This window comes from Streptomyces vulcanius, from assembly GCF_042653945.1.
GTDB classification, from domain to species: domain Bacteria; phylum Actinomycetota; class Actinomycetes; order Streptomycetales; family Streptomycetaceae; genus Streptomyces; species Streptomyces mangrovi.
Window position 1 is genome coordinate 327061 of record NZ_JBHSFK010000005.1, and the last position, 22103, is coordinate 349163.

General features: G+C 68.5%; 18 protein-coding genes. 15 read left to right on the forward strand and 3 right to left on the reverse strand.

All coding sequences use genetic code 11. From position 1 onward, the window contains the following. Complete coding sequence (locus tag ACFPIH_RS10530; protein WP_381165165.1) at nucleotides 1-831, reverse strand: hypothetical protein; 831 nt, start codon at nucleotides 829-831, stop codon at nucleotides 1-3. 39 nt (nucleotides 832-870) lie between these two features. Beyond that, complete coding sequence (locus ACFPIH_RS10535) at nucleotides 871-1161, reverse strand: hypothetical protein (RefSeq protein WP_381165162.1); 291 nt, start codon at nucleotides 1159-1161, stop codon at nucleotides 871-873. Between the two features lie 280 nt (nucleotides 1162-1441). On the opposite strand from ACFPIH_RS10535, the gene ACFPIH_RS10540 reads away from it, so the two are divergent. The 14 genes from ACFPIH_RS10540 (at nucleotide 1442) to ACFPIH_RS10605 (ending at nucleotide 19420) form a co-directional block, all read left to right on the forward strand. Further along, nucleotides 1442-3718 carry an ABC transporter family substrate-binding protein gene (locus ACFPIH_RS10540; RefSeq protein WP_381165782.1) on the forward strand — a complete coding sequence of 759 codons (2277 nt, stop codon included), beginning with the start codon at nucleotides 1442-1444 and terminating at the stop codon, nucleotides 3716-3718. 94 nt (nucleotides 3719-3812) lie between these two features. After that, nucleotides 3813-4520 carry a hypothetical protein gene (locus tag ACFPIH_RS10545; protein WP_381165159.1) on the forward strand — a complete coding sequence of 236 codons (708 nt, stop codon included), beginning with the start codon at nucleotides 3813-3815 and terminating at the stop codon, nucleotides 4518-4520. A 172-nt stretch (nucleotides 4521-4692) separates the two neighbouring features. Then, nucleotides 4693-6600: a translational GTPase TypA gene (gene typA, locus ACFPIH_RS10550; RefSeq protein WP_381165156.1), complete on the forward strand. Its 1908-nt coding sequence runs from the start codon at nucleotides 4693-4695 to the stop codon at nucleotides 6598-6600. A 607-nt stretch (nucleotides 6601-7207) separates the two neighbouring features. Further along, on the forward strand, nucleotides 7208-8836 hold the full coding sequence (locus ACFPIH_RS10555; protein WP_381165153.1) for a peptide ABC transporter substrate-binding protein: 1629 nt from the start codon (nucleotides 7208-7210) through the stop codon (nucleotides 8834-8836). Nucleotides 8837-8983: 147 nt separating this feature from the next. After that, nucleotides 8984-9916 carry an ABC transporter permease gene (locus ACFPIH_RS10560; protein WP_381165150.1) on the forward strand — a complete coding sequence of 311 codons (933 nt, stop codon included), beginning with the start codon at nucleotides 8984-8986 and terminating at the stop codon, nucleotides 9914-9916. Next, nucleotides 9909-10853 carry an ABC transporter permease gene (locus ACFPIH_RS10565; protein WP_381165147.1) on the forward strand — a complete coding sequence of 315 codons (945 nt, stop codon included), beginning with the start codon at nucleotides 9909-9911 and terminating at the stop codon, nucleotides 10851-10853. Before ACFPIH_RS10560 ends, ACFPIH_RS10565 begins: the two co-directional genes overlap by 8 nt. A gap of 11 nt (nucleotides 10854-10864) precedes the next feature. Continuing rightward, nucleotides 10865-11917, forward strand: a complete 1053-nt coding sequence (locus tag ACFPIH_RS10570) for an ABC transporter ATP-binding protein (RefSeq protein WP_381165144.1) — start codon at nucleotides 10865-10867, stop codon at nucleotides 11915-11917. Then, entirely contained in the window at nucleotides 11910-13058 is a 1149-nt protein-coding gene (locus ACFPIH_RS10575; RefSeq protein WP_381165141.1) for an ABC transporter ATP-binding protein, read from the forward strand. The genes ACFPIH_RS10570 and ACFPIH_RS10575 overlap by 8 nt, the downstream gene beginning before the upstream one ends. 88 nt (nucleotides 13059-13146) lie before the next feature. After that, on the forward strand, nucleotides 13147-13530 hold the full coding sequence (locus ACFPIH_RS10580; protein ID WP_381165138.1) for a VOC family protein: 384 nt from the start codon (nucleotides 13147-13149) through the stop codon (nucleotides 13528-13530). Nucleotides 13531-13674: 144 nt separating this feature from the next. Further along, nucleotides 13675-15303, forward strand: coding sequence for a peptide ABC transporter substrate-binding protein (locus ACFPIH_RS10585; protein WP_381165135.1), 1629 nt, complete (start codon nucleotides 13675-13677; stop codon nucleotides 15301-15303). Between the two features lie 6 nt (nucleotides 15304-15309). After that, complete coding sequence (locus ACFPIH_RS10590) at nucleotides 15310-16233, forward strand: ABC transporter permease (protein WP_381165132.1); 924 nt, start codon at nucleotides 15310-15312, stop codon at nucleotides 16231-16233. After that, nucleotides 16226-17203 carry an ABC transporter permease gene (locus ACFPIH_RS10595; protein WP_381165129.1) on the forward strand — a complete coding sequence of 326 codons (978 nt, stop codon included), beginning with the start codon at nucleotides 16226-16228 and terminating at the stop codon, nucleotides 17201-17203. The genes ACFPIH_RS10590 and ACFPIH_RS10595 overlap by 8 nt, the downstream gene beginning before the upstream one ends. A gap of 191 nt (nucleotides 17204-17394) precedes the next feature. After that, nucleotides 17395-18378 carry an ABC transporter ATP-binding protein gene (locus ACFPIH_RS10600; RefSeq protein ID WP_381165126.1) on the forward strand — a complete coding sequence of 328 codons (984 nt, stop codon included), beginning with the start codon at nucleotides 17395-17397 and terminating at the stop codon, nucleotides 18376-18378. Beyond that, nucleotides 18371-19420, forward strand: coding sequence for an ABC transporter ATP-binding protein (locus tag ACFPIH_RS10605; RefSeq protein ID WP_381165123.1), 1050 nt, complete (start codon nucleotides 18371-18373; stop codon nucleotides 19418-19420). The genes ACFPIH_RS10600 and ACFPIH_RS10605 overlap by 8 nt, the downstream gene beginning before the upstream one ends. Before the next feature lie 150 nt (nucleotides 19421-19570). Here ACFPIH_RS10605 and ACFPIH_RS10610 read toward each other — a convergent pair whose 3' ends face one another. Then, nucleotides 19571-21709 carry a prolyl oligopeptidase family serine peptidase gene (locus ACFPIH_RS10610; protein WP_381165120.1) on the reverse strand — a complete coding sequence of 713 codons (2139 nt, stop codon included), beginning with the start codon at nucleotides 21707-21709 and terminating at the stop codon, nucleotides 19571-19573. A 179-nt stretch (nucleotides 21710-21888) separates the two neighbouring features. Between ACFPIH_RS10610 and ACFPIH_RS10615 the strand changes: the two genes are divergently transcribed. After that, entirely contained in the window at nucleotides 21889-22083 is a 195-nt protein-coding gene (locus tag ACFPIH_RS10615; RefSeq protein ID WP_381165117.1) for a hypothetical protein, read from the forward strand. The last annotated feature ends 20 nt before the right edge of the window (nucleotides 22084-22103 follow it).

Consider the following 22103-nt stretch of genomic DNA (forward strand, 5'->3'; position numbering starts at 1 on the left):
CTAGAAAAACCTCGGATCGTCGAAGGCGCCGGACGCGACCAGGTACACGTAGAAATCGGCGAGCGCCACGCTGACCAGTGACGCCCAGGCCAGCAGCATGTGGCGGGCGTTCAGCCTGCCGACCAGCTGCCACGCCCTGTAGCGCACGGGGTGTTTGGAGAAGTGCTTCAGCTTGCCGCCCACGATGTGCCGGCAGGAGTGGCAGGACAGTGTGTACGCCCAGATCAGCGTGATGTTGAGAAGGAACACCAGGGTGCCCAGACCCATGTGACCCCAGCGGTAGTGCTCGTCGCGGAAGGACAGGACGGTGTCGTAGGTCAGGATCCCGGCGACGACGATCGCGGCGTAGAAGAAGTACCGGTGGATGTTCTGCAGGATCAGCGGGAAGCGGGTCTCACCGGTGTACTTGGTGTGCGGCTCGGCCACCGCGCAGGCCGGGGGCGAGGCCCAGAAGCCCCGGTAGTAGGCCTTGCGGTAGTAGTAGCAGGTCAGGCGGAAGCCCAGCGGGAAGATCAGGATGATGATCGCGGGCGAGATGCCCCACCAGCCGCCGAAGACCTCCGCGTTGGGGCCCGCGCGCATGGGCTCGCAGTTCTCCGCCAGACAGGGGGAGTAGAACGGCGAGACGTACGGCGCCGCGTAGTAGTCCGCGTTGGCGAAGGCCCGCCAGGTCGAGTAGACGATGAACGCCAGCAGCCCGGCGGCGGTCGCGGCGGGCGCCAGCCACCAGCGGTCGGTCCGCAGATGGGGGGCGGCGATGGCGGCGCGGGTCGCGCCGCGCACGCCGCCCGGTGGATGAGGGTCGGTCGATGATTCCGTACCAGTGGCCAAGGGGGGGCTCCGGTCGGTTCAGGGTGACTGAGGTGGCTTTCAGGGGGCGTGGCGGTCCTTCGCGCCGAGTCCCTCGTCGTCGGTGTCGATCCAGAGGGAGTCGTCGTAGGGGGTGTCGGGGATGGTGACGAGCTCGGGTTTGCGCGGCGCGGCGGGCTGGGCCGACGCGTCGCGCAGCAGGGCGACGCTCTCCTTCAGGTGGTCGGCGTCGACCCGGACGCGGCGCATCTCCAGGCCGCCGCTGCCGAGCTGCTGTTCCAGGCGGCCGACGGACCGGGAAAGGTCGTCGAGACAGCGCTGGACCGTCGTCAGGTCGTCGTGCACGGACATGACGTGACCTCGCTTCCGTGGGCTGTGCCCTGGACGGCAACGTTCATGCGCCTGCGAGTGTTGCGCGTCACACCGGTCGGTGTGAAGGCATGTGCAGCGATTGGCGGATGTGAGCGGGTCGTGTTGCTCCGCACGAGTGGGGTTGGGCGCCCCGGACGCCGTGTCGCCCTCGGCAGGCGAATCCTTTCCTCTTCAGTGGCCGTGTTCAGTGGGTCGTAGATCTGATCAAAGTCCAAAATACCTCCAAATATGATCAGAGGTACCAAAGATGCCGATGTCGATGTCCTACGACGGTGTCGGGCCGCGCTCCGTCATGCGCTCGGTCGCCTTCCTCGCCGCGGGTGCGCTCGCGGTCCCCCTGCTGGCCGGCTGCGGCGCCGAGGACGAGCCGAGCAAGCCGCTCGCCGCCCAGGACATCGCCCCGGCCGCCCGCGCGTCGATCGCCGACGGAGGCACCCTGCGCTGGGCCGTGGACGCGGTGCCGGAGACCTTCAACGCCTTCCAGTCGGACGCGGACGCCACCACCGCCCGGGTCGCCCAGGCCGTGCTGCCGTCGATGTACCGGCTCGACGCGAACGGCCGGGCGCGGCGCAATCCCGACTATCTGGAGTCCGCGAAGGTCGTCGGCACCGAGCCCCGGCAGGTCGTGCTGTACAAGCTGAACCAGCAGGCGGTCTGGAGCGACGGCCGGGAGATCGGCGCCGCCGACTTCGCCGCGCAGTGGCGCGCCCTGTCGGGGAAGGACAGCGCGTACTGGACGGCCCGCAACGCCGGCTACGACCGCATCGAGAAGATCGAGCGCGGCGACAACGACCTCGAGGTCAGGGTCACCTTCGACCGGCCCTACTCCGACTGGCAGTCACTGTTCTCGCCGCTGTACCCGAAGGACGTCATGGGCACGCCCTCGTCCTTCAACGACGGGGCGCGCGGCAGTCTGAAGGTGACCGCCGGGCCGTTCCTGGTGAAGAAGGTCGACCGCAAGAAGAAGCAGGTCCGGCTGGCCAGGAACCCGCGCTGGTGGGGGCACCAGGCCAAGCTCCAGGAGATCGACCTGAAGGCAGTGGCCAGGGAGGACCGGGCGGCCGAGCTCGCCGCCGGGAAGATCGACCTGGCCGAGATCGACCCGGCGGCGGTCGAACGCATCGACGGCGCGGCCAAGGGCAGCGCCGGACCGCTCTCCGGCCCCGGCGCCGGGCGAACCGCCGCGAAGGCGCTGCGCTCCTGGGCGCTCGCGCACGGCTCCGACGAGGAGGCCGCCGAGGACGAGACGCGCGCCCGCAAGAAGCTGACGAAGGCCATCGCCAAGTGGGAGAAGCAGCAGAAGGCGCTGCGCGACTTCGAGGTACGGCGGTCCCTGGAGCCCGCGTACACACAGCTGGCGCTGAACGGCGCCAACGGGCCGCTGGCCGACGAGCGGGTGCGGCGGGCGGTGGCCCGGGCGCTGGACCGCAAGGAACTGGCCGCGCTCGTACTGAAGCCGCTGGGGCTGCCCGCGGTGCCGGTCGGCAGCCATCTCGCGCTGTCCGGGCAGGAGGCGTACGCCGACAGCAGCGGCGCGCTGGGCGGCCAGGACACGGCCGAGGCGCAGGCGCTGCTCGCGGACGCCGGGTGGGTTCCGGGGGGTCCGGTCAAGGAGGAGAAGAAGAAGGACGAGGAGGCGGCCGGGGCGGAGGGCAGGACGGCCGACGAGGACGAGTCGGAGGGGTCGGAGGAGTCGGAGGAGTCGGAGGGGGACGACGAGTCCGAGGGCACGTACATCGTCGGGGAGGACGACAAGGCGCGGGCCCTGGACGAGTACGAGAGCGGCAGCCGGGCGGACGACAAGGGGCGCGCGGAGGACGAGCACGGGTACGGGCCCGGGAGCCGTGAGGGCGATGAGGGTCGTGACGAGAACAGGCAGCTCGCACAGGAGGGTGCCCAGCACGCGCCGGGTGCCTACGCGCCGAAGGGCACGGCCGCCCCGGCCGGTGCCGCGGGGGGCGTCCTGGCCAAGAACGGCAAGGCGCTGTCGCTGAGGTTCGTCCTGCCGTCGGGACCGGGCTCGGAGCCGCTGCGCACGGTGGCGGCGCGGATCTCGAGGATGCTCCTGAAGGTCGGCATCCGCACGGAGACCGTGAAGGTCTCGGACGAGAGCTACTTCAAGGACCACGTCGCGTCCGGCGAGTACGACCTCGCCCTGTACTCGTGGCCCGCGAGCGCGTTCCCGGCCACCGACGCCCGGCCGATCTACTCCAAGCCGGTGCCGGCGGCCGACGGCTCGCTGAGCGTCGAGCAGAACTACACGCGCGTCGGCACCGACCAGGTCGACCAGCTGTTCGACCGGGCCCTCGCCGCGCTGGACGCGGGCGAGGAGCGCTCGCTGATCCGCAAGGCCGACTCCCGCATCTGGGCCGCGGCCGGTTCCATTCCGCTCTACCAGCGCCCCCAGCTCACCGCGGCGAGGAAGAACCTCGTCAACGCCGGCGCCTTCGGCTTCCAGACCCCGGTCTACGAGGACATGGGCTTCCTGAAGAAGGGCGCGAAGGCGGCCCCGGGGCCGTCGGCGTCGAGCAGCTGACGGGCGCGTCGCCTCCCGGAATCCCCGGGCCCGGTGCGATGATCGGGCCGGGGATCCGGGCGGCGGCGCCTTGCTGCGATCACGGGGGCGGAACATGAGGGGAACCATTCGAGGGGCCTGGCCTGCGGGCCTGATCACGGCGGCCCTGCTGACGGGGCTGGTCGCCTGCACGGGGGGTGCGAAGGACGACGGCGCCAAGCCGTCCGGCGCCACCGGGCCGGCCTCGGCGAGCCCGGTGGCGGGCAAGCAGGCGTGCACGAACGGGACGTACACCTGGTCCGGCGTCCGGACGGCCGAGCGGCTGACGGGGGTCTCCGAACCGGAGCGGCTCGGCAAGGACGGCGGTCGGCTGACGTACCCGCTGGCCCGGGTGTACACCCCGCATCAGTCCGTCGAGGCCGAGGGCCCGGCCCCGTCCTCCTCCGAGGTCCTGTTCTCCCTCGGCAGGAAGGCCGGGGTGATCGACTCCGACGCGGCCACACTCGCCGAGGACGACGGCATGACGTACTCCTTCACCGACGTGAACGCGAAGGCTCCCGAGCTGAACGAGGACGGCACGGACTCGGTCGACGGCGCCGGGCTCTTCGTCCGGTACGCGTACACGACGGAGGTGGAGGGTGACTTCCGCTACTCCTGCGCCGACGGCACGGCCGTCCTGGGCCACGCGGTGGGATGGAAGACCGACGCAGGCGGCCTCCTCGACTGCGACAGGTCCGTCACCGAGGCGATGGCCCGCACCGCGGCCGAGCTGGTCTGCGCCCCGGGCTCGGCTGCGGCGAAGCACACCGACAGCACGGCGTGACTACTCGAGGTGGCCTGACCTCTGCGGACGTACCGCCCTTGCGGCCCGGGGCGACCCCGGGGTACGGGGCACGTACCATGGGGTGAGGCCGTGGCATGTTCCGCCCGGCAGGGCCCGCGTAGACACAGATGTACGCGCAGGCCTTCCTCACACTCCGGGAGAACGCCGCTTTATGGCCACGCGCCACGACATCCGTAACGTCGCCATCGTCGCCCACGTCGACCACGGCAAGACCACGCTGGTCGACGCCATGCTCAAGCAGGCCGGTGCCTTCGCCGCACACGCGGCCGAGTCGCTCGACGACCGCATGATGGACTCGAACGACCTGGAGCGTGAGAAGGGCATCACGATCCTGGCCAAGAACACGGCGGTGAAGTACCACCCGAAGGATGGCGGCGACGTCATCACCATCAACATCATCGACACCCCCGGCCACGCCGACTTCGGCGGCGAGGTCGAGCGCGGGCTGTCGATGGTCGACGCGGTGGTGCTGCTCGTCGACGCCTCCGAGGGCCCGCTGCCGCAGACCCGCTTCGTGCTCCGCAAGGCGCTGCTGGCCCGTCTGCCCGTCATCCTGTGCATCAACAAGACGGACCGGCCCGACTCGCGCATCGACGAGGTCGTGAACGAGGCGTACGACCTCTTCCTCGATCTCGACGCCGACGAGGACCAGATCGAGTTCCCGATCGTCTACGCCTGCGCCCGCGACGGGGTGGCCTCGCTGACGAAGCCGGAGGACGGCACCGTCCCGGCCGACAGCGACAGCCTGGAGCCGTTCTTCTCGACGATCCTGTCGCACGTCCCGGCTCCGGAGTACGACGAGGAGGCCCCGCTCCAGGCGCACGTCACCAACCTGGACGCCGACAACTTCCTCGGCCGTATCGCGCTGCTGCGCGTCGAGCAGGGCGAACTGCGCAAGGGCCAGACCGTCACCTGGATCAAGCGTGACGGCACGCTGTCCAATGTCCGCATCACCGAGCTGATGATGACCGAGGCGCTCACCCGCAAGCCGGCCGAGAAGGCCGGCCCGGGTGACATCTGTGCCGTCGCCGGTATCCCGGACATCATGATCGGCGAGACCCTCGCCGACCCCGAGAACCCGATCCCGCTCCCGCTGATCACGGTCGACGAGCCCGCGATCTCCATGACCATCGGCACCAACACCTCGCCGCTGGTCGGCCGTGGCGGCACCGGCAAGGGCGCGGAGAACAAGGCCGCGGTCAAGGACCGCAAGGTCACCGCCCGCCAGGTCAAGGACCGCCTCGACCGCGAGCTGGTCGGCAACGTCTCGCTGCGCGTCCTGGACACCGAGCGCCCCGACGCCTGGGAGGTGCAGGGCCGCGGTGAGCTGGCGCTGGCCATCCTGGTCGAGCAGATGCGCCGCGAGGGCTTCGAGCTGACCATCGGCAAGCCCCAGGTCGTCACCAAGGACGTCGACGGCAAGGTCTACGAGCCCGTCGAGCGCATGACGATCGACGTGCCCGAGGAGCACATGGGCGCGGTCACGCAGCTCATGGGCGTCCGCAAGGGCCGCATGGACAACATGTCCAACCACGGCTCCGGCTGGGTGCGCATGGAGTTCGTCGTGCCGTCCCGCGGGCTCATCGGCTTCCGTACCGAGTTCCTGACCGGCACCCGTGGCACCGGCATCGCCCACTCCATCCACGAGGGCCACGAGCCGTGGTTCGGCACGCTGACGACCCGTAACAACGGTTCGCTCGTCGCCGACCGCTCCGGCGCCGTCACCGCGTTCGCGATGACGAACCTTCAGGAGCGCGGCGTGCTGTTCACCGACCCCGGCACCGAGGTGTACGAGGGCATGATCGTCGGTGAGAACTCGCGCTCCGACGACATGGACGTGAACATCACCAAGGAGAAGAAGCTCACGAACATGCGGTCCTCCTCGGCCGACTCGTTCGAGGCGATCGTCCCGCCGCGCAAGCTCTCCCTGGAGCAGTCGCTGGAGTTCTGCCGCGACGACGAGTGCGTCGAGGTGACCCCGGAGGCGGTCCGTATCCGCAAGGTCAACCTGGACGGCCGCGAGCGCGCCCGCGCCGCGAGCCGCGCCAAGCACGGCTAGTAGTCGTTCCACACAGCGAGCCAGGTCCCGTCCATGGGACCTGGCTCGCCGCGTGAACACAGTTTTTACTCGGCGGGGACATAGGGATAACCCTTTGATCCAGCCATGAACCGCCCGGTCGGGCTCGATCGGTACTAGCCTCGTTACCGGCGCGTAGTGCATTTTGCCCGCGCCGTCGACGAACTGCCCCGCGGGTCAAGCCCGTTGGCCGCGTCGACCGCGGACGGGTACGCCGAGCGCACCCCACGCACAGCGGTCACGGTAGCCGCAACTGAATTTCCCCTCGTGAACGTCCGGAATGCGGACAGTCATCGTCGATAGATGTGTAACAAGTCCGTTTCGCAGGGATCTTCCCTCTATCCCTTTGTCCGGATTTTGGAAGAAGTAGGCGACAGGTGTGATCGAACCGAGACCTGGACGGTGTGGTTCGGCCTTCGCTCATGGCAGATAGTTAGGCGCGTAGAGCTCGGATACGACGGGTCACGCGCCGACAGGAGGCGCAGGCTCGCGAGCGCTGGGGGCACCGACACATTTTCAGGCACCGGCAACGGTGTTGTGACGTGTGCTGTCCCGTGCAGTGAACCTATGGATTCTTGAGGAGGAACCCATGCGCGGTGCGAGGAGTGCCAAGTGGGTCGCGATAGCTGCGGTTGTGGCACTGGGGGCGACCGCCTGCGGTGGTGGCGGCGATGACGGCGGCAGCGACAACAAGGCCGCGATCGACGCGAACGGTACGTTCACGGTCGAGTCCGGTGAGCCGCAGAACCCGCTGCAGCCGGCCAACACCATGGAGTCCTACGGCAGCATCGTGATCAACTCGCTGTTCACGGGTCTGGTGGACTACGACTCGAGCGGCAAGATCGAGTACATGAACGCCGAGTCGGTCGACACCAAGGACAGCAAGACCTTCACGGTCAAGCTCAGGTCCGGCTGGAAGTTCCACGACGGCACCCCGGTCACCGCCGAGTCCTACGTCAAGGCCTGGAACTGGGCCGCCAACCCGGAGAACAAGCAGACCAACAGCTTCTGGTTCTCCGACATCGCGGGCTACTCGGACGTCGCCCCCGACAAGGGCAAGCCCAAGGCCACCGAGATGTCCGGCCTGAAGGTCGTCGACGACAGCACCTTCACCATCACGCTGTCGAAGGCGATTCCGTACTTCGTCTACAAGCTCGGCTACCAGGTCTTCTCGCCGCTTCCCGAGTCCTTCTACAAGGACCCGAAGGCCGCCGGTGAGAAGCCGGTCGGCAACGGTCCCTACGAGTTCGTCAGCTGGGACCACAAGAAGGCCATCACGGTCAAGAAGTACGCCGACTACAAGGGCTCGAACGCGGCGAAGAACGGTGGCGTGGTCTTCAAGAACTACTCCACCCCCGAGACGGCCTACGAGGACCTGAAGTCCGGCAACCTCGACGTCATCACCCAGGTCGCCCCGAAGGACCTGCCCGTCTACAAGCAGGACCTCGGCGACCGCGCGGTCGACCAGGCCTACTCCGCGATCCAGACCATCGCACCGGCCTTCTACACGAAGCAGTGGAAGGACATCAACCCGAAGGTCCTCCAGGGCCTGTCGATGGCGATCGACCGGGACACCATCACCAAGACGGTGCTCCAGGGCACCCGTGAGCCCGCCACCGGCTGGGTCGCCAAGGGTGTCCTCGGCTACGAGCCGGACGCCGCGGGTGACGTCACCAAGTACGACCCGGCCAAGGCCAAGGCGCTCATCAAGGAGGGTGGCGGCGTTCCGGGCAACTCCATCACCATCCAGTACAACACCGACGGCGGCCACAAGGAGTGGGTGGAGGCGGTCTGCAACTCCATCACCAACGCCACCGGTGTGAAGTGCGGCACCGACCCGAAGGCCGACTTCCAGGCCGACCTCGACGCCCGTGACGCGCAAGAGGTCAAGTCCATGTACCGCTCGGGCTGGGTGCTGGACTTCCCGATGAACGCCAACTTCATCCGGGACCTGTTCGGCTCGAAGTCGGACGGCAACCAGAGCGGCTTCTCCAACAAGACGATCGACGCCGAGATCGCCGCCGCCGACAGCGCCACCACGCTGGACGAGTCGGTGAAGAAGTACCAGGAGATCGAGAAGCAGCTCCCGAACTACATGCCGAGCATTCCGCTCTGGTACTACAAGGTCAACGCGGGCTACTCGGAGAAGGTCTCGGGTGTCAAGTTCGGCCAGGACGGCGACCCGATCCTGACCGGCGTCCAGGTCAAGAAGAAGTAACCGCAGACAGCCCGTTGTCCGGGGCGCCGACATCGCGGCCCCGGACAACAGCGGCAGCGGCCGGGGGGCCCTTTCCACACGCATCGCGAAGCGGTGTGCGGGGGAAGGGCCCGTCTGCTGCCGCTGTGACTTTTTTATGGAGGCACGATGGGGCGATATGTCGCACGACGACTGCTCCAGATGATCCCGGTGTTCTTCGGGACCACCCTGCTGATCTTCCTGATGGTCTACGCCCTGCCCGGTGACCCCGTCCGAGGGCTGTTCGGCGACAAGGGCGGCAGCCCACAGGTGATCGCCGCGCTGCGGCACGAGTACGGCCTGGATCAGAACATCTTTGTGCAGTACTTCAATTACATGAAGGGCATCATTCTGCACTTCGACTTCGGTACGCAGATCGCCAGCGGACGGCCCGTCACCGACGTGCTCAGCGACGCCTTCCCGGTGACCCTGCGCCTGGGCGGCTTCGCCTTCGCCATCGAGGTCGTCATCGGTATCGGCCTCGGTGTCTTCGCCGGCCTGCGCGCCGGACGCGCCGCCGACACCGTGGTACTGCTGATCACCCTGCTGCTGATCTCGATCCCGGTCTTCGTCCTTGGCTTCATCCTCAAGTGGATCTTCGCCGACGAACTCCAGTGGCTGGAACCGAACGTCAGCGACCCCTCGAACTATGGTCAGTTGCTGATGCCGGCGATTGTGCTGGCCACGGCGTCACTCGCCTATGTGTCCCGGCTGACCCGTACGTCGATCGCGGAGAACATGCGCGCCGACTACGTCCGTACGGCCATCGCCAAGGGTCTGCCGCGGCGCCGGGTGGTGACCGTCCACCTCATGCGCAACTCGATGATCCCCGTGGTCACCTACCTGGGCACGGACATCGGCGCCCTGCTGGGCGGTGCCGTCATCACCGAGGGCATCTTCAACATCCAGGGCATCGGCGGCACGATCTACCAGTCGATCATCCGCCGGGAAGGCACCACCCTCGTGGGTCTGGTGACCATCCTCGTGCTCGTCTATCTCGTCGCCAGCCTCCTTGTCGACCTGCTCTACGCGGTCCTTGACCCGAGGATTCGCTATGCCTGACATGACCAAATCCCCCGCCGCCACCGCACCGGACACCGTGAGCGCGGCAGACCTCGCCCCGCAGCCGGTCAAGTCCGAGAAGACCCGCAGTCTGTGGGGCGACGCCTGGCAGGACCTGCGGCGCAACAAGATCTTCCTCGTCTCCTCGGTGATGATCCTGCTGCTCCTGACGATCACCTTCTTCCCCGGCTGGTTCACCAGCGCCAACCCGACCTACGGCGACCTGTCCAAGTACTACCTGCAGAAGCCGCAGCTCGGAAAGGTCTTCTCGCCCGAGTGGCTGGGCTACGACCAGCAGGGCCGCAGCGTCTACGCACGGCTCATCTACGGCGCCCGGGCCTCCATAGCCGTCGGCTTCGGCACCACGATCGTCGTCACGATCGCGGGCGGCCTGGTCGGCATGATCGCCGGCTACTTCGGCGGAGTCGTCGACTCCATCCTGTCCCGGTTCGTGGACGTGTTCTTCGGCATCCCGTTCCTGCTGGGCACCATGGTCGTCCTCAACTCCTTCCCGGAGCGCACCACCTGGGTCGTCATCGGCGCCCTGGGCTTCTTCGGCTGGACCCAGCTGGCCCGCGTGATGCGCGGCGCGGTGATCACCACCAAGCAGTCCGACTACGTCCAGGCGGCCAAGGCGCTGGGTGCGAGCACTCCGCGCATCCTGTTCCGGCACATCCTGCCGAACACCCTGGCCCCGGTGATCGTCGTCGCGACCATCTCACTCGGCGTCTACATCGGCGCGGAAGCCACCCTGTCCTTCCTGGGCCTCGGCCTCAACGGCGTCTCCTGGGGCAACGACATCTCCGACGGCGGCAACCAGATCCGGGTGGCCCAGTGGATCATGCTCTACCCGTCGATCATGCTCACCATCACGGTGCTGGCATTCATCATGCTCGGCGAAGCGGTCCGCAACGCCCTTGACCCGAAGACGCGCTGAGGGAGGCGTACGTGACCACCATCGAAGAAGTCGCTCCGGTACCGGAGCCCCGCGACGGCGGGGACGCCCCGCTGCTCGAAGTGCGTGACCTGCACGTCGAGTTCGTCACCCGCGAGGGTGTCGTACGGGCCGTCAACGGCGTCAACTACAACGTCCACGCCGGTGAGACCCTCGCCGTGCTCGGCGAGTCCGGCTCCGGCAAGTCGGTGACCGCGCAGGCCGTCATGGGCATCCTCGACATGCCGCCGGCCCGGATCCCGCAGGGCGAGATCCTCTTCCGCGGCCAGGACATGCTCAAGATGTCCGCCGAGGAGCGCCGCCGTATCCGCGGCCGGCGGATCGCCATGATCTTCCAGGACGCGCTGAGCTCGCTCAACCCGGTGCTCTCCGTGGGCTACCAGCTCGGCGAGATGTTCCGCGTCCACCAGGGCCTCTCCAAGAAGGACGCCAAGGCCAAGTCGATCGAGCTGATGGACCGGGTGAAGATCCCGGCCGCCGCGGCCCGGGTGAACGACTACCCGCACCAGTTCTCCGGCGGTATGCGCCAGCGCATCATGATCGCCATGGCGCTGGCCCTCGAGCCGGACCTGATCATCGCCGACGAGCCCACCACGGCTCTCGACGTGACCGTCCAGGCCCAGGTCATGGACCTGCTCGCCGACCTCCAGCGCGAGTACAACATGGGGCTCATCCTGATCACCCACGACCTCGGCGTGGTCGCCGACGTCGCGGACAAGATCGCGGTGATGTACGCGGGCCGGATCGTGGAGCGCGCGCCGGTGCACGAGCTCTACAAGCGCCCCGCGCACCCCTACACCCGGGGTCTGCTGGACTCGATCCCGCGCCTGGACCAGAAGGGCCAGGAGCTGTACGCGATCAAGGGCCTGCCGCCCAACCTGCTGCACGTGCCCACCGGGTGCGCCTTCAACCCGCGCTGCCCCAAGGCACAGGACATCTGCCGTACCGAGGTCCCGGCGCTGGTTCCGGTGACCGAGCAGGACGGCACCGATCTGGTCGGCCGGGGTTCGGCATGCCACTTCTGGAAGGAGACGATCCATGGCTGAGCTCAGCAAGAACGACGAGCCGCAGGAGGCCACGCCGAACGTCTCCGAGGTGGAGACCGCCGAGGTCCACTCCGAGACGGAGGCGGTCGCCGCCATCGAGGCGCCCGTCGACCGCGGCGAACCGATCCTTCAGGTGCGCAACCTGGTCAAGCACTTCCCGCTCACCCAGGGCATCCTGTTCCGGAAACAGATCGGCGCGGTCAAAGCCGTCGACGGGGTCTCCTTCGACCTCTACCAGGGCGAGACCCTCGGCATCGTGGGCGAGTCCGGCTGCGGCAAGTCCACGGTCGCCAAGCTCCTGATGAGCCTGGAGCGGGCCACCGCGGGTGAGGTCTTCTACAAGGGCCAGGACATCACCAAGCTGTCCGGGCGCGCCCTGAAGGCCGTCCGCCGCAACATCCAGATGGTGTTCCAGGACCCGTACACCTCCCTCAACCCGCGGATGACGGTCGGCGACATCATCGGCGAGCCCTTCGACATCCACCCGGAGGTGGCCCCCAAGGGCGACCGGCGCCGCAAGGTGCAGGAACTCCTGGACGTCGTCGGTCTCAACCCGGAGTACATCAACCGCTACCCGCACCAGTTCTCGGGCGGTCAGCGCCAGCGCATCGGCATCGCCCGCGGCCTGGCCCTCAACCCCGAGATCATCATCTGCGACGAGCCGGTCTCCGCACTGGACGTGTCGGTCCAGGCCCAGGTCATCAACCTGATGGAGCGCCTGCAGGACGAGTTCAACCTGTCCTACATCTTCATCGCGCACGACCTGTCGATCGTCCGGCACATCTCCGACCGGGTCGGGGTCATGTACCTCGGCAAGATCGCCGAGATCGGCTCCGACGAGCAGATCTACGACCACCCGACGCACCCCTACACCCAGGCGCTGCTGTCGGCGGTCCCGGTCCCCGACCCGGAGGCCCGTGAGGGGCGCGACCGGATCATCCTCACCGGTGACGTGCCGTCCCCGGCGAACCCGCCGTCCGGCTGCCGCTTCCGCACCCGCTGCTGGAAGGCGCAGGACAAGTGCTCGACCGAGGTCCCGCTGCTGGCCGTACCCGAACGCTTCCGTGGGGAGGACACACCGGCCGCGCATGAGTCGGCGTGCCACTTCGCGGAGGAGAAGGACGTCGTGCACGCGGCGTGATCCGCGTACCGGCTCGCCGGTGCCCGGCACCTTTGGGGAGGTGCCGGGCATCGGTGTGTTTCCAGGAGAAGCAGTTCGAGGAGGAACAGTGCTGCACCATGTCGAACTGTGGGTCCCCGACCTGGCGAGGGCCGTGGAGGAATGGGGCTGGCTGCTCGGCCGGCTCGGCCACGAGCCGTACCAGGAGTGGGAGCACGGCCGCAGCTGGCGGCTGGGGCCCACCTACCTCGTCGTGGAGCGGTCCCCGGCGCTACGGGGTGAGTCCCACGACCGGCTGCGGCCGGGCCTGAACCACCTGGCGTTCCACGCCGGAAGCCCTGCGGCGCTCGACGCGCTCGTGGCGGAGGCGCCGGCGCACGGCTGGACGCCGCTCTTCGCGGAGCGCTACCCGCACGCGGGCGGTCCGCAGCACTACGCGGCCTACCTGGAGAACACGGACGGCTTCGAGGCCGAGCTGGTGGCCGGCTCCTGACGTCATCCTCTTGACGCCTGTTTTGACGCCCATTCAACCCGTACGGGTGGGGTGAAAGTGCACTGAACCCCTCATGTGCCGATATTGACTGGTAAAGGATCAAGGCGTCAGGGCGACAGGCGCGCAGTCAAGAGGAGGCATCCCATGCGTGGAGCCACGCACGCGAAGTGGGCCGTATGTGCGGCGCTGACGGTGCTCGCGGCGACGGCCTGCGGGGGCGAGGGCAGCGGCAGCGGCAACGGCGGCGCGGTGCTCAGTTCCTCCTGGGGCGACCCGCAGAACCCGCTGGAGCCGGCCAACACCAACGAGGTGCAGGGCGGCAAGGTCCTCGACATGATCTTCCGCAGCCTGAAGCGGTACGACCCGGGGACCGGCAAGGCCTACGACATGCTGGCCGAGAGGATCGACACCTCCGACTCGCAGAACTTCGCCGTCACCGTCAAGAGCGGCTGGACGTTCAGCAACGGCGAGAAGGTGACGGCCAAGTCCTTCGTCGACGCGTGGAACTACGGCGCGAGCCTGAAGAACAACCAGAAGAACGCGTACTTCTTCGAGTACATCGACGGCTACGACAAGACCCACCCGGACGACGGCAGCGCACAGAGCGCCGACACCCTCTCCGGACTGAAGGTCACCGGCGACCTCACCTTCACGGTGAAGCTGAAGCAGAAGTTCTCGACCTTCCCCGACACCCTCGGCTACAACGCCTACGCCCCGCTGCCCCAGTCCTTCTTCACCGACCACGCCGGCTGGGTGGACAAGCCGGTCGGGAACGGGCCGTACGCCATCGACTCGTACACCAAGGGCTCGCAGATGTCCCTGCGGAAGTGGGACGACTACCCGGGCGAGGACGTGGCGCAGAACGGCGGCGTGGACCTCAAGGTCTACACCGACAACAACACGGCCTACACCGACCTGCTGGCCGGCAACCTCGACCTGGTCGACGACGTGCCCGCGGCCCAGCTGAAGAACGTCAAGGCCGACCTCGGCGACCGCTACCTCAACACCCCGGCCGGCATCATCCAGACCCTGGCCTTCCCGTACTACGACCCGGACTGGAACAAGTCCGGCTCGGACAAGGTCCGTACAGGGCTGTCCCGGGCGATCGACCGTGCGCAGATCACCAAGACGATCTTCCAGAACACCCGCACCCCGGCCACCGACTCGACCTCCCCGGTGCTCGGCGAGGACGGCGGCTACAAGGCGGGCCTGTGCGGGGACGCCTGCGTCTACGACCCGGCGGCCGCCAAGAAGCTGATCCAGGAGGGCGGCGGCCTCCCGAACGGCCAGGTCAAGATCACGTACAACGCGGACACCGGCTCCCACAAGCAGTGGGTGGACGCGGTCTGCAACTCCATCAACAACGCCCTGGGCAACGACAAGGCCTGCGTCGGCAATCCGGTCGGCACCTTCGCCGACTACCGCGGACAAATCACCGACAAGAAGATGACCGGTCCCTTCCGGGCCGGCTGGCAGATGGACTACCCGCTCATCCAGAACTTCCTCCAGCCGCTCTACTACACCAACGCCTCCTCCAACGACGGCAAGTGGTCCAACAAGGAGTTCGACCAGCTCGTCGACCAGGCCAACGCCGAGAGCGACACCGCCACGGCCGTGGAGACCTTCCAGAAGGCCGAGGGGGTCGTCCGCGACAACATGGCGGCCATCCCGCTCTGGTACCAGAACGGCAGCGCCGGCTACGCGCAGCGGCTGTCGAACGTCAGGCTCAACCCGTTCTCCGTCCCCGTCTACAACGAGATCAAGGTCGGCTGACCCGGGATGGGACGCTACGTCGTCCGGCGTCTGCTGCAGATGATCCCGGTGTTCATCGGCGCCACGCTGTTGATCTTCCTGATGGTGAACGTGATGGGCGACCCCATCGCGGGCCTGTGCGGTGACCGCCAGTGCGACCCGGCGACATCCGCACAGCTCAAGAAGGAGTTCGGCCTCGACAAGCCGGTCTGGCAGCAATACCTGACCTACATGGGGAACGTCTTCACCGGCGACTTCGGCACGGCGTTCAACGGCCAGCCGGTCACCGAGCTGATGGCGTCCGCGTTCCCCGTCACCATCCGGCTGACGATCGTCGCGATCCTCTTCGAGATCGTCATCGGCATCACGCTGGGCGTGATCACCGGCCTGAAGCGGGGCCGCCCGGTCGACTCGGGGGTCCTGCTCGTCACACTCGTCGTCATCTCCGTCCCCACCTTCGTCACCGGTCTGCTGCTCCAGCTGCTGCTCGGCGTCGAGTGGGGCTGGATCAAACCGTCCGTCTCCACGGAGGCCACCTTCGGCGAGCTGATCGTGCCCGGCCTGGTGCTCGCGTCCGTGTCACTGGCCTACGTCACCCGCCTCACCCGGACCTCCATCGCGGAGAACCGGCGCTCCGACTACGTCCGCACGGCCGTCGCCAAGGGCCTCCCGCGCCACCGGGTCATCACCCGGCACCTGCTGCGCAACTCCCTCATCCCCGTGGTCACCTTCATCGGCACCGACATCGGCGCCCTGATGGGCGGCGCGATCGTCACCGAGCGCATCTTCAACATCCACGGCGTCGGCTACCAGCTCTACCAGGGCATCCTGCGCCAGAACACCCAGACGGTCGTCGGCTTCGTGACCGTCCTGGTCCTGGTCTTCCTGGTCGCGAACCTCCTCGTCGACCTCCTGTACGCCGTACTCGACCCGAGGATCCGCTATGCCTGAAGCCCTGGAGCCCGAAGGCGCGATCGCCGGCACGGGTGCGGGCGGCGGGATGGACCTGGCCACGGCCGAGGGCGAGACCCTCGAGGAGACCCCGCCGGGCCAACTCGGCACCGGACCGGCGGAGAAACCCCGCTCCCTCTGGTCCGACGCCTGGTGCGACCTGCGCCGCAACCCGGTCTTCGTCATCTCCGGCCTGATCATCCTCTTCCTGCTCTTCATCTCCCTGTGGCCCGGGGCCATCACCTGGATGAGCCCCCTGAAGTGCGAGCTCTCCAAGGCCCAGGAGGGCTCCCAGCCCGGCCACCCCTTCGGCTACGACGGCCAGGGCTGCGACGTCTACACACGCGTGGTCTACGGCGCCCGTACGTCCGTCACGGTCGGCGTCCTCGCCACCTTCGGGGTGTCCCTCCTCGGCAGTGTGCTGGGCGGCCTCGCCGGCTTCTTCGGCGGCACGGGCGACTCGGTCCTCTCCCGCATCACCGACATCTTCTTCGCGATCCCGGTGGTCCTCGGCGGCCTGGTGCTCCTCTCCGTCGTCACCAGCAACACCGTCTGGCCCGTCATCGGCTTCATGGTGCTGCTCGGCTGGCCCCAGATCTCCCGTATCGCCCGTGGCTCGGTCATCACCGCCAAGCAGAACGACTACGTCCAGGCCGCCCGCGCCCTGGGCGCCTCCAACTCCCGCCTCCTGCTGCGCCACATCGCCCCGAACGCCGTCGCCCCGGTGATCGTCGTGGCCACCATCGCGCTCGGCACGTACATCGCCCTGGAGGCGACCCTGTCCTACCTCGGCGTCGGCCTGAAGCCGCCCACCGTCTCCTGGGGCATCGACATCTCCGCCGCCTCCCCGTACGTCCGCAACGCCCCGCACGCCCTGCTGTGGCCCTCCGGCGCCCTCGCCCTCACGGTCCTGGCGTTCATCATGCTCGGCGACGCGGTCCGCGACGCCCTCGACCCGAAGCTGAGGTGACGGACGGATGCCGCGTGACGTGCGTGAAGTGAGGGTGCGGGTGGCGCCCGGTCAGGGGTGTTGGCGCGCCGCGTGTTCCGGGACGGCCGCCGGCGGTCTTCGAACGGGGCGGCGATCACAGCGGCCGCGTTCATCATGCTCGGCGACGCGGCTGCGCGACGCCCCCGGCCCGAGGACGAGGTGACGGCGCGATGCTGCTCGAAGTGCGGGATCTGCACGTGGAGTTCCGGACCCGGGACGGGGTCGCCAAGGCCGTCAACGGGGTCAGTTACGCGGTGGACGAGGGGGAGACGCTCGCCGTGCTCGGGGAGTCCGGGTCGGGGAAGTCCGTCACCGCGCAGGCGGTCATGGGGATCCTGGACATGCCGCCGGGGCGGATCACCGGCGGCGAGATCCTCTTCCGGGGGCGGAACCTGCTGAAGCTCAAGGAGGACGAGCGGCGCAAGGTCCGGGGCGCCGAGATGGCGATGATCTTCCAGGACGCGCTGTCCTCCCTCAACCCCGTCCTCTCCGTGGGCGACCAGCTCGGCGAGATGTTCGTCGTGCACCGGGGGATGTCCAGGAAGGACGCGCGGGCGAAGGCCGTCGAGCTGATGGACCATGTGCGCATCCCGGCCGCCAGGGAGCGGATCAAGGACTACCCGCACCAGTTCTCCGGCGGGATGCGCCAGCGCATCATGATCGCCATGGCGCTGGCCCTGGAGCCGGCCCTCATCATCGCCGACGAACCCACCACCGCGCTGGACGTCACCGTCCAGGCCCAGGTCATGGACCTCCTCGCGGAACTCCAGCGCGAGTACCGCATGGGCCTCATCCTCATCACCCACGACCTCGGCGTGGTCGCCGACGTCGCGGACCGGATCGCCGTCATGTACGCGGGCCGGATCGTCGAGTCGGCGCCCGTGCACGACATCTACAAGGCGCCGGCGCACCCTTACACCCGCGGCCTGCTGGACTCCATCCCGCGCCTGGACCAGAAGGGCCAGGAGCTCTACGCCATCAAGGGCCTGCCGCCCAACCTCATGAACATCCCGCCCGGATGCGCCTTCAACCCCCGCTGCCCGATGGCCCGCGACGTCTGCCGCACCGACGTACCGCCGCTCCACGACGTCACCGGCGCCTCCGAGGGCCGTACCAGCGCCTGCCACTTCTGGAGGGAGTGCCTCGATGGCTGAACCGATCCTCGAAGTGACCGGGCTGTACAAGCACTACCCGCTCACCCAGGGCGTCGTCTTCAAGAAACAGGTCGGCTCCGTGAAGGCCGTCGACGGCGTCGACTTCGCGCTCGGGAAGGGTGAAACCCTCGGCATCGTCGGCGAGTCCGGCTGCGGCAAGTCCACGGTCGCCAAGATGCTGGTCAACCTGGAACGGCCGACGGAAGGGCAGATCCGCTACAAGGGCGAGGACATCACCAAGCTGTCCGGCAAGGCGCTCAAGGCCGTCCGGCGCAACATCCAGATGGTGTTCCAGGACCCGTACACCTCCCTCAACCCCCGGATGACGGTGGGCGACATCATCGGGGAGCCGTACGAGATCCACCCCGAGGTGGCCCCCAAGGGCGACCGGCGCAAGCGGGTCCAGGACCTCCTCGACGTCGTCGGCCTCCACCCGGAGTACCTCAACCGCTACCCGCACCAGTTCTCCGGCGGCCAGCGCCAGCGCATCGGCATCGCCCGGGGGCTGGCGCTCCGCCCGGAGATCATCGTCGCCGACGAACCGGTCTCCGCGCTGGACGTCTCCGTCCAGGCCCAGGTGATCAACCTCCTGGACCGGCTCCAGACCGAGTTCGAGCTGTCGTACCTCTTCATCGCCCACGACCTGTCGATCGTCCGGCACATCTCGGACCGGGTGGGGGTGATGTACCTCGGCCGGATCGTGGAGATCGGGCGGGACGCCGAGATCTACGACCATCCCACCCACCCCTACACCCAGGCGCTGCTCTCCGCGGTCCCGGTGCCCGACCCGGAGGCGCGGGAGCACCGGGAGCGGATCATCCTGTCCGGCGATGTCCCGTCCCCGACGAACGTCCCCTCCGGCTGCCGCTTCCGCACCCGCTGCTGGAAGGCCCGGGAGCTGTGCGCGCTGGAGGTCCCGCTGCTCGCGGTACCGGCGGAGTTCCGGCACGCGAGCGGGCCGGCGGCGCACGATTCGGCGTGCCATTTCGCGGAGGAGAAGCGGGTGGTTCCGCTGGACGATCTTGCGGAAGGGCGGGAATAACCGCACAAATGCACAGTAACTGCGTTAACAAGCAGGCAACTTGGCCGACCCGGTACCGATATACGGACGCGTCAGTCTGAACAGCGTACGGCCGTGCGGGTGCCGTAAACGGGCCGGGATGCGCCATGTCATCCCGGCCCGTTGCCGTATCTAGCCGCTCAGCCCCAGTGAACGCTTCAGGAAGTCCACCTGAAGTCGGAGCAGGTTCTCCGCCACCTGTTCCTGGGGGGTCATGTGGGTGACGCCGGACAGGGGCAGTACCTCGTGCGGGCGGCCGGCCGAGAGCAGGGCCGAGGAGAGCCGCAGGGAGTGTGCGACGACCACGTTGTCGTCGGCGAGGCCGTGCACGATCATCAGCGGCCGGTGCGGCTCCGCGGGCGCGGACAGTCCCTCGTCGGTGACGAGCGAGCTCTTGGCGTACGACTCCGGGTGCGCGGCCGGGTCGCCGAGGTACCGCTCGGTGTAGTGGGTGTCGTACAGCCGCCAGTCGGTCACCGGGGCGCCCGCGATGCCCGCGTGGAAGACGTCCGGGCGGCGCAGCACCGCGAGCCCCGCCAGCCAGCCGCCGAAGGACCAGCCGCGGATCGCCACCCGGGTCAGGTCCAGGGGGTGCCGGGTCGCGAGGTCCTGGAGCGCCTCGATCTGGTCGTCGAGGGTGACGGTGAGGTCGTGGTGGATCGCCTTCTCCCAGCCGGGGGAGCGGCCCGGGGTGCCCCGGCCGTCGGCGACGACCACCGCGAAGCCCTGGTCGGCGAACCACTGCGAGGTGAGGTGCGCGTTGTGCGCGGCGAGCACGCGGGGCCCGTGCGGCCCCCCGTAGGGGTCGAGCAAAACCGGAAGCAGCGGTTGTGCGGTGTCACCGGGGTAGTCCGCAGGCATAAGCACGGCGCACGGGATGCGCCGTGCGCCCCCCTCGGTGAGCGTCACGCGCGGGGACAGACCGGGATCTTCCGCATATGACCGGACGGTCGTCGTCTCCTTGCCGTCCCGCAGGACCCGGGCCAGGCTCCCCGGCCGCTCCGGCACCGCCGACACCAGCACGGTCACGCCCCCGGCGCGCACGGCGGAGTGCACACCGGGCTCCTGCGACACACGCTCCACGCCGAGTTCGTTGACCCGGTAGACGTGCACCTCGCCGATTTCCGGGCCCTCGGCTCCCGGGAAGGCCTCGCCCGCCGACGCCGAGACCAGCACGTCGTCCGATGTCACGTCCAGCACCGCCCGCACCTGCAACTGCGCGCCCGTCAGCGGCCGTTCACCCACCGCGAGGACCCGCGCCCCGCCCTCGTCGGCGATCCGCACCAGCTGTCCCGAGGGGCTCCAGCACGGCACTCCGGGGAAAAGATCAAGCCAAATCGGATCTTCGTCGGCATGCACCATCCGGGTCGCCCCCGAGTCGGTGTCCACCGCGAGGAACAGCTGGCTGCGCTGGTCGCGCGCCTGGACGAGCAGCAGCGGCGCACCCGCCCCTGACCAGTGCACTCGCGCCAGATACGGATAGCGCGCCCGGTCCCAGACGACCTCCGTGCGCACCCCGTTCAGGGCGAAGAGGAACAGCCGAACGTCCGCGTTGGGCGTCCCGGCAGCCGGATACGGCACGTGTTGTGGGTCACGTTTCGGCTGGGCCGGATCCGAGATCCACCACCGCTCCACCGGCGTGTCGTCCACGCGCGCGACGAGCAGCCGGTCCGACTCCGGGGCCCACCAGAAACCTCGCGAACGGGCCATTTCCTCCGCCGCGACGAACTCGGCCAATCCATAGGAAACCGTGTCCGACTCGGGCTCCACCACCGCCCGGTCGTCCTCGCCCCCGGCGCCCACCACCCGCAGCGCGCCCTGGGCGACATACGCGACGAGCCGCCCGTCGGGGGACGGACGGGGGTCGATCACCGGCCCGGGAACCGGCAGTTCACGGGCCGTCCCGACCCGCAGCTCGGCCGTGAACAGCCGCCCCGACAAGGCGAACGACGCCAGTTCCACGGTCTCGTCGGTGGCGTACCCGACGATCCCTGCGCCGCCCTCGCGGCTGCGCTCACGGCGTGCCCGTTCCTCGGGCGAGAGGTCCTCGGAAGCACCCCCGAGGAGGGCGCGCGGATCGGCCGCCACGCGCTCCGTACCGTCCGAGGGGTCGAGCACCCACAGGGAGTTGGCGCGGTCCGTGCCGCTGCCGGAGCGCAGAAACGCGACCCGGGAGCCGTCGGGGGCCACCGTGAACGAACGCGGCGCGCCGAGCGTAAAACGCTGGGTGCGGGCGTGCCGGCGGGGGAAGGAGTCGGACTCGGTCGTCATCCCCCGACCATATTGGCCATGCGCCCCCTTGTGCGGCCGTGCGCCGCGAGATGCGCACGCACCCGTAGTTATGATCACTAGCGCTGAGTGGGTATGAACCTGCTGGCAGTCGTATGGATTTACAAGTTCCCCCGTTCTGTTCTGCTCCCACGTTCCCGGGTTCTTGGAGGTGAGCCGCCGTGGCACTCTCGATTTCGGCGGTGGTGCTGCTGGCGATCATCGTCGTTCTGCTGATCAGGAGGTCAGGCCTGAAGGGCGGTCACGCGGTCGTCTGCATGCTGCTCGGCTTCTATCTCGCCTCCTCGACGATGGCGCCCACGATCAGCGATCTGACGTCGAGCGTGGCGAGCATGATCGGAAGTATCAAGTTCTGATCCCCCTGGGGTGGTCCCCT

Excerpts from the sequence above, each read along its gene's own strand:
- typA (WP_381165156.1), top strand. The coding sequence starts at position 4,693 with ATGGCCACGCGCCACGACATCCGTAACGTCGCCATCGTCGCCCACGTC.
- ACFPIH_RS10565 (WP_381165147.1), top strand. The coding sequence starts at position 9,909 with ATGCCTGACATGACCAAATCCCCCGCCGCCACCGCACCGGACACCGTG.
- ACFPIH_RS10560 (WP_381165150.1), top strand. The coding sequence starts at position 8,984 with ATGGGGCGATATGTCGCACGACGACTGCTCCAGATGATCCCGGTGTTC.
- ACFPIH_RS10575 (WP_381165141.1), top strand. The coding sequence starts at position 11,910 with ATGGCTGAGCTCAGCAAGAACGACGAGCCGCAGGAGGCCACGCCGAAC.
- ACFPIH_RS10555 (WP_381165153.1), top strand. The coding sequence starts at position 7,208 with ATGCGCGGTGCGAGGAGTGCCAAGTGGGTCGCGATAGCTGCGGTTGTG.
- ACFPIH_RS10545 (WP_381165159.1), top strand. The coding sequence starts at position 3,813 with ATGAGGGGAACCATTCGAGGGGCCTGGCCTGCGGGCCTGATCACGGCG.
- ACFPIH_RS10535 (WP_381165162.1), bottom strand. The coding sequence starts at position 1,161 with ATGTCCGTGCACGACGACCTGACGACGGTCCAGCGCTGTCTCGACGAC.
- ACFPIH_RS10595 (WP_381165129.1), top strand. The coding sequence starts at position 16,226 with ATGCCTGAAGCCCTGGAGCCCGAAGGCGCGATCGCCGGCACGGGTGCG.
- ACFPIH_RS10610 (WP_381165120.1), bottom strand. The coding sequence starts at position 21,709 with ATGACGACCGAGTCCGACTCCTTCCCCCGCCGGCACGCCCGCACCCAG.
- ACFPIH_RS10585 (WP_381165135.1), top strand. The coding sequence starts at position 13,675 with ATGCGTGGAGCCACGCACGCGAAGTGGGCCGTATGTGCGGCGCTGACG.
- ACFPIH_RS10540 (WP_381165782.1), top strand. The coding sequence starts at position 1,442 with ATGTCCTACGACGGTGTCGGGCCGCGCTCCGTCATGCGCTCGGTCGCC.
- ACFPIH_RS10590 (WP_381165132.1), top strand. The coding sequence starts at position 15,310 with ATGGGACGCTACGTCGTCCGGCGTCTGCTGCAGATGATCCCGGTGTTC.
- ACFPIH_RS10605 (WP_381165123.1), top strand. The coding sequence starts at position 18,371 with ATGGCTGAACCGATCCTCGAAGTGACCGGGCTGTACAAGCACTACCCG.
- ACFPIH_RS10600 (WP_381165126.1), top strand. The coding sequence starts at position 17,395 with ATGCTGCTCGAAGTGCGGGATCTGCACGTGGAGTTCCGGACCCGGGAC.